Here is a 7017-nt window from a genome sequence, read left to right on the forward strand (position 1 = left end):
TCCGTTCCATGTCCATGAAATAATGCGTTTCATGGAAACCTCCAGAGCGCTTTCCCCATGACCGCCAGTCCGCTTCCGCACCTGGTCGTCATCGGCGGCGGGTTCGCCGGCCTGTGGGCCACGCGTGCACTGGCGGGTTCGCCGGTACGCATCACCCTGGTGGACCGCTGCAACCACCATCTGTTCCAGCCGCTGCTCTATCAGGTGGCGACGGCGGGTTTGTCCTCGCCCGATATCGCCGCGCCGCTGCGCCACATCCTGCGCAAGCAACGCAACGTGGAAGTGCGGTTGGCGGAAGTGCGCGAAATCTCGGCCGCGGATAAACGAGTCGCGCTGGACGATGGCAGCCGGCTCGATTTCGACTACCTGCTGCTGGCCAGCGGCGCTACCCATGCCTATTTCGGCCACGACGAATGGGCCAGGCATGCACCCGGCCTGAAAACGCTGGACGACGCCTTGCAACTGCGCCGGCATCTGTTGCTGGCGTTCGAACGCGCCGAGGCCGAACCGGATCCGGCCAAGCGTGCGGCCTGGCTGAATTTCGCCATCGTCGGCGGCGGACCGACCGGCGTGGAACTTGCGGGCACGCTGGCGGAAATCGCGCGCCACACGCTTACCAACGAGTTCCGCAACATCAACCCCTCCGATGCGCGCGTGCGCCTGATCGAAGCCGGACAGCGGGTGCTGTCTTCGTTTCCGGAAGACCTGTCGGAAAAGGCGCGCAAACAACTCCAGAAGCTTGGCGTCGAGGTTTCCACCGGCACGCCGGTAACGGAGATAAACGAATCAGGCTACCGGTTGGGCGAAGAATTCATCGCCGCGCGCACGGTCGTCTGGGCGGCGGGCGTAGCCGCCTCGCCGCTGGCCAGGTCCCTTGGCGCGCCGCTGGACCGCGCCGGCCGCGTGCAAGTGCGGGCGGACCTGAGCGTGCCGGAATATCCGGACATTTTCGTGGCCGGCGATCTGGCTTCGGTGCAACAGGACGGCAAGCCTGTACCCGGCGTGGCGCCCGCCGCCAAACAGATGGGCCGGCATGTCGCCCGCGCGATCCGTGCGCGGATGGACAGCAACCCGGCACCGGCTTTCCGTTACAAGGACTACGGCAACCTCGCCACCATCGGCCGGATGGCGGCGATCGTGCATTTCGGAAAACTGAAGCTCTCCGGCCTGCTGGCCTGGTGGTTCTGGCTGGCCGCGCACGTGTTCTTCCTGATCGGATTCCGCAACCGCCTGGTGGTGCTGCTCAACTGGGCATGGGCGTATTGGAGCTACCAGCGCGGCGCACGCATCATCCTGGGCAGGGATGAGGAAGATCAGGCGCGGTCCACGCGGCAGGCGTAGCAACCGGGCTTGGCGTAGTGGATATGCAGATAAGCCGTGCGCGGGATCGCCAGCAACTGTTCGATGCCCCGCTCGACCTCCGTACCCGGCAGTACATCCGCCGACACCATCATGCCGTCCGCGTCGTAGGCGCGCAGCGATAAAGCGCGCGCGCGCAACAAGTCGGGAATCTGGTTCGGCGCTGGCAACGCCTGTTGCGCCGCTTCGCGCACATAGATGGGGCCGTAGGCGCGGTAAGGCGTGTCGACGACATGGTGCGCATGCGGAAGCAACAGCAAGCGCTCGCCTTCGCTCGCATCCTGCAGGCTGACCCGGCACGGATACGCGGGCCTGCCATCGGCGATCACGCGGCGCATGTTGCGCGCGGACAGTTCGGCGTCGGATAGGGAAAACAGCGGCTGGAACGAGGCCATGGGCAATGCGCTGATCTGGAAATTCACGGGAAGCTCCGCAGGTTGGGGACGACTCATCCTCTCCCGCAATCGCAAAGCGCGATATCCGGATCTTGCGGTGTTTCCGCTTCCGTCGATTCGCCTAGCCCGGCCTGAAAAACGAATGGCCCGGTTTCCCGGGCCATTCGTTTTCTTCGTGGTCGCGCGCCGCAATCAGGCGGCGAACAACGTCTTCATCTTCTTCAGCGCATTGGCCTCGATCTGGCGGATGCGTTCGGCCGAAACGCCGTACTCATCGGCCAGTTCCTGCAGCGTGACCTTGCTGTCGTCGTCCAGCCAGCGGCGCATGACGATGTCGCGCGAACGCTTGTCCAGGCCGGCCATGCCTTCGCGCAGCAGTTCCAGCTGGTTGTCTTCGCTGTCGGCGCGCTCGTAGGCCTGCGACGGATCCTCGTCCTGGGTCATCAGGTAGGCGCCCGGCGAGGGCGGCGCGTGGTCGTCGTCTTCGTCCGAAGGCGCATCGAAACCGATATCGCGGCCGGAAAGACGCGATTCCATTTCCAGCACTTCGCGCTTGGACACGTTGAGATCGGCCGCCACCGCGGTGACTTCCGCATCGTTCATCCAGCCCAAGCGCGTCTTGGACTTGCGCAGGTTGAAGAACAGCTTGCGCTGCGCCTTGGTGGTGGCGACTTTGACGATGCGCCAGTTCTTGAGGATGAACTCGTGCATCTCGGCGCGGATCCAGTGCACGGCGAAGCTGACCAGGCGCACGCCCATCTCGGGGTCGAAGCGCTTGACCGCCTTCATCAGGCCGATGTTGCCTTCCTGGATCAGGTCGCCCAGTTGCAGGCCGTAGCCGTTGTAGCCGCGGGCCACGTGCACGACGAAGCGCAGGTGCGAGTGCACCAGTTCGCGCGCGGCGTCGAGGTCTTCGCTGTCGCGGAAACGGCGGGCAAGACTCTGTTCTTCCTCGACCGTGAGCACCGGAATCTGGTGCACGGCGCCGATATAGGCATCGAGCGAGCCGAGCGCGCTGGGGATGGGCAGATTGTTTGCCACCATGGCGGTGGCTGCAGAGGTCTGGTTCATGGCGGTCATTTTAGCAGTCGCGGAGTTGGACTGCTAAACGGTAAAAGAGTTCCATCGTTTCGCCGGTGGAACGCCAGAACCCTAGCCCGAAGGCATGGGCCGCGGCGGCCCATGCCCCAAACCAGGTCAATAATCCCATTAAAATCAAATATTTGATGAATTCTGAAAGCAGGCGTCAGGGCCGGATCTTCCCCCGGCCCCATCCGGGCTTCATTCAGCCTGGCGGCGGACGTCTACTAAACGCTCAGCGCAAGCTGTAGCCCGACACCCGCCAGACCTTGTCGTCGTCCATATGGAACGACACCCTCGGGGAATATGGAACAAGATCGGGAAATTTCCCTATGTATCAAATTATTTCAGTCGCACGCGCCGGATCGACGAAAGAATTTGATATAGCGCACATGCCGGCATTCAAACATTATTGTCGCGAGTTTCACCGCTGCCGGCGGCGAGCAATATGGAAGATCCATCTCGCCTACAAGGAGTCCCCCATGCTTGCAGTAAGAGATGGCGATGCGGCGCGTCCGGCAACGTTGTCGGCTGACGCGGACAGAGCATTCGAACAACTTGTGCGCTGCCTGGACCTGGAGTTCGAACGTCTCTGGAGCACTATGTCCAGGTGCGCCCATCGCGCGCTCGAAGCGCCGGGCTTGCAAACGCGCGATGAGATGCTGGACAGGATCAATGCCGTCTCTTCCTGCGGGTTGCTCTATTCCCGCAACGTCATGGACATCCTGACTACGCCGGCGCATGAGCCGAAAGTATTCGACGTCTGCGCACTGGTCCGGGAGTGGGCGTACAAGACCAATGAGATCCTGCTCAACATCCTGGACCTGTCCTGCCTCGTTCCACCGCATCCGGTCGACATATTCTTCGATATGAAAGCCATGCGTCTCATCCTTCTCACGCTCGCCACTTATGCGCTGCGTTCGTGCGAAACCGCCGGCTGGTCGATGATCGGCGTGCGCAGCGCGCCGCGCGACTATGGCGGCAACCTGACAGGCACCGACCATGTCGACATCATGTTCCTGTGCCGCCCCGGCAATCCCGACTCATCGAAGGCCGGCAGTTTCGACAAGCAGTTCGCCGCGATCAAGTCTCTGGCGAAACCCTTCGCCGGCGTCGCCGAAACCTGGACGCTGCCCGCAGTCGGGACCAACGTGCGCATCCGTTTGCCGGTAGCCGCACCAGGAGCCGCTTTCGGCTTCGATGCCCCCTATCCTTTCTCCTCGCGCAATGCGGACTAGCGAGTCACTGGCCGTGTGCATCCCGATCGGCGCCTGCGGCGAGAACACGCGCCGGATGTCCGTATTTGACGTCGTGAAGAATCTTTCGCCATCGCCACCGGTCTTCCATTGTCCAGTTGGGACAACGCGAAGACAGGAAGATCTCGTTACCGCTTAGCCGCAGCTTTTCTTGTCGTTGGTTCCGATTTTCTTGCCGTTGGTTCCGATGCGATACCGGACGAAACTAGGGGCGGTGCGCAGCGTCTGCTTTCCCCTGGACCTCGCGGAGCACGCGGAGCAGGTTTCCGCCCCAGACGTTTTTGATGTCGCTTTCGGTGTAGCCCGCAGCCAGCAACCGTTCGGTGATTCGCGGCAACGCGGCCACATCCTCCAGTCCGGCAACGCCACCGCCGCCATCCCAGTCCGCGCCGACACCCACATGTTCGGGCCCTGCCACTTTCAGGATATGCAACAGGTGGCGCATGTAATCGTCCAGAGTGGCCGGAACGACCGGATACTTGCGGTAGATTTCCTGCCGCTCGCGCAGCCGGGCCTGGATCTGCGCCGGACTCAGCGCGCTGTACTCGCCGACCCGCTTCTCCCACTCGGCCAGTGCCGCATCGCGCGCCGCATTCTTGGGCGTCGGAATCAGATAGCCGCCATAAGCATTGACGTGGACGACGCCGCCTTTGGCCGCAAGCTTGCGCAAACGTTCGTCGTCGATGTTGCGCGGATGCGCGTACAACGCCTTGGCGCTGGTGTGCGAGAGGACGATGGGCGCCTTCGACAGCTCCAGCAGATCGTCGAATACCTTATCGCTGGCATGCGAGGCATCCAGGACGATACCGAGCCGGTTGGCTTCCTCCACCAGCGCGCGGCCGCGCGGACTCAATCCGTTCCACTCCGCACCGGCGAGGTCGGTGGACGAATCTCCGAAATCGTTGTTGCTGGTATGGGTGATTCCCAGCATCCGCAATCCCAGCGCGTAGTATGCGCTCAGCATTGTGGGATCGCTGGCTAGAGGAGAGGCGTTTTCCATGCTGATGAAGACCACGCGCTTGCCTGACCTCTCTATCCGCACCGCATCATCGGCCGTGAGCGCCAGCTCGAAGTCTTGCGGATGCGCCGCGACCATTTCCCTGATCGCGGTAAGCCGCACCAGGCCATGGTCCCGTGCGGCACGATTGCCCGCGGCGTCGCGCGCACCTTGCGCTGTGTACACCACCCAAAAACCGCCATCCAGACCGCCTTCCTTCATGCGCGGCAGATCGACCTGGGCGAAATCGCCGTCTTGCTCGTGCCGGTCGAGGATGCTCCAACCCGGGCGATGGAGATTGGAAGGAGTGTCCAGATGAGTATCCAGGACCAATGCGCTTTCATGCAACGTACGCGCGGCATTGCCGATTTGTTCGTCGCTGCTTGTGTTTGCGTGTTGCGCTAGAGCGGACGTTGCCGACAGCGCCAGCACTAGCATTGCGTTTTTCGCCTTCATCGCTGGCTCCTAGATTTGCAGCGATCTTAGCAACCGCTTGCCCGGATCACAGTGCCGCGACCAAAGAAAAACGCCACCTCCTTGCGGAGATGGCGTTTTGGGGTGAAGACCCTGGCGATGACCTGTCGCGGGTCGCGCCTGCGGCGCAAAAAAAAGAAAACGCCGGACCTTTCGATCCGGCGTTTGGGTAAAGACCCTGGCGATGACCTACTCTTGCATGGCTTAAGCCACACTACCATCGGCGCAGCTGCGTTTCACTTCCGAGTTCGGGATGGGATCGGGTGGTTCCACAGCGCTAATTTCACCAGGGAGACGGTTGGAGCGTCGCTCATACCTATTCAAATAGGAGTGGCGCCTGTCTCTCATAAGGTCTTGGGAAGTAGTTTGCTATTTGGTCTTCAATTCGACGTGTGTCGAGACTAAAGCAACTTGAGGTTATATGGTCAAGCCGCACGGATCATTAGTATCAGTTAGCTCAATGCATTACTGCACTTACACACCTGACCTATCAACGACGTAGTCTTCATCGTTCCTTTAGGGGGCTTGTGCCCCGGGAGATCTCATCTTGAGGCGCGCTTCCCGCTTAGATGCTTTCAGCGGTTATCGCTTCCGAACGTAGCTACCCGGCAATGCCACTGGCGTGACAACCGGAACACCAGAGGTTCGTCCACTCCGGTCCTCTCGTACTAGGAGCAGCCCCTCTCAAATCTCCAACGCCCATGGCAGATAGGGACCGAACTGTCTCACGACGTTCTGAACCCAGCTCGCGTACCACTTTAAATGGCGAACAGCCATACCCTTGGGACCGACTACAGCCCCAGGATGTGATGAGCCGACATCGAGGTGCCAAACACCGCCGTCGATATGAACTCTTGGGCGGTATCAGCCTGTTATCCCCGGAGTACCTTTTATCCGTTGAGCGATGGCCCTTCCATACAGAACCACCGGATCACTAAGACCTACTTTCGTACCTGCTTGATCCGTCGATCTCGCAGTCAAGCACGCTTATGCCTTTGCACACAGTGCGCGATGTCCGACCGCGCTGAGCGTACCTTCGTGCTCCTCCGTTACTCTTTGGGAGGAGACCGCCCCAGTCAAACTACCCACCATACATGGTCCCCGCTCCGGATCACGGAGCTAGGTTAGAACGTCAAGCACGACAGGGTGGTATTTCAAGGTTGGCTCCACGACAGCTAGCGCCATCGCTTCAAAGCCTCCCACCTATCCTACACAGACGAACTCAACGTTCAATGTAAAGCTATAGTAAAGGTTCACGGGGTCTTTCCGTCTTGCCACGGGAACGCTGCATCTTCACAGCGATTTCAATTTCACTGAGTCTCGGGTGGAGACAGCGCCGCTGTCGTTACGCCATTCGTGCAGGTCGGAACTTACCCGACAAGGAATTTCGCTACCTTAGGACCGTTATAGTTACGGCCGCCGTTTACTGGGGCTTCGATCAAGAGCTTCGCCTTGC

5 protein-coding genes and 2 rRNA genes (1 of these 7 running past the window's edge) are annotated in these 7017 nt (G+C 60.9%); 2 read left to right on the plus strand and 5 right to left on the minus strand.

What is annotated here, in order from left to right; genetic code table 11:
- Positions 1-57: 57 nt before the first annotated feature.
- Positions 58-1341 (plus strand): NAD(P)/FAD-dependent oxidoreductase, encoded by a 1284-nt coding sequence (locus tag CSC73_RS04415; protein WP_163839198.1) that lies wholly within the window; start codon positions 58-60, stop codon positions 1339-1341.
- Here the strand turns inward: CSC73_RS04415 and CSC73_RS04420 are convergent.
- Together CSC73_RS04420 and rpoH are read right to left on the minus strand one after the other, a co-directional pair.
- A complete protein-coding gene (locus CSC73_RS04420) occupies positions 1314-1781 on the minus strand; it encodes a DUF1203 domain-containing protein (protein ID WP_246197339.1) in 468 nt (155 codons plus the stop codon). The two genes, CSC73_RS04415 and CSC73_RS04420, sit on opposite strands and share 28 nt — an antisense overlap.
- 165 nt (positions 1782-1946) lie before the next feature.
- Positions 1947-2825, minus strand: coding sequence for an RNA polymerase sigma factor RpoH (gene rpoH, locus CSC73_RS04425; protein ID WP_163839200.1), 879 nt, complete (start codon positions 2823-2825; stop codon positions 1947-1949).
- A gap of 341 nt (positions 2826-3166) precedes the next feature.
- Here rpoH and CSC73_RS04430 point away from each other — a divergent pair, with 341 nt between their 5' ends.
- Positions 3167-4072, plus strand: a complete 906-nt coding sequence (locus CSC73_RS04430) for a hypothetical protein (RefSeq protein ID WP_163839201.1) — start codon at positions 3167-3169, stop codon at positions 4070-4072.
- Positions 4073-4295: 223 nt separating this feature from the next.
- Here the strand turns inward: CSC73_RS04430 and CSC73_RS04435 are convergent, their stop codons facing one another.
- The 3 genes from CSC73_RS04435 to CSC73_RS04445 form a co-directional block, all read right to left on the minus strand.
- A complete protein-coding gene (locus CSC73_RS04435) occupies positions 4296-5543 on the minus strand; it encodes a dipeptidase (RefSeq protein WP_163839202.1) in 1248 nt (415 codons plus the stop codon).
- 194 nt (positions 5544-5737) lie between these two features.
- A 5S ribosomal RNA gene (gene rrf / locus CSC73_RS04440) occupies positions 5738-5852 on the minus strand.
- A 130-nt stretch (positions 5853-5982) separates the two neighbouring features.
- Positions 5983-7017: ribosomal RNA gene (locus CSC73_RS04445) — 23S ribosomal RNA — on the minus strand (it continues 1830 nt past the right edge of the window).

The organism is Pseudoxanthomonas sacheonensis (genome assembly GCF_010093305.1).
In the GTDB taxonomy this organism is placed as follows: domain Bacteria; phylum Pseudomonadota; class Gammaproteobacteria; order Xanthomonadales; family Xanthomonadaceae; genus Pseudoxanthomonas_A; species Pseudoxanthomonas_A sacheonensis.

Coding starts and splice junctions, on each gene's coding strand:
- CSC73_RS04415 (WP_163839198.1), top strand. CDS start 58: ATGACCGCCAGTCCGCTTCCGCACCTGGTCGTCATCGGCGGCGGGTTC.
- rpoH (WP_163839200.1), bottom strand. CDS start 2,825: ATGAACCAGACCTCTGCAGCCACCGCCATGGTGGCAAACAATCTGCCC.
- CSC73_RS04430 (WP_163839201.1), top strand. CDS start 3,167: ATGTATCAAATTATTTCAGTCGCACGCGCCGGATCGACGAAAGAATTT.
- CSC73_RS04435 (WP_163839202.1), bottom strand. CDS start 5,543: ATGAAGGCGAAAAACGCAATGCTAGTGCTGGCGCTGTCGGCAACGTCC.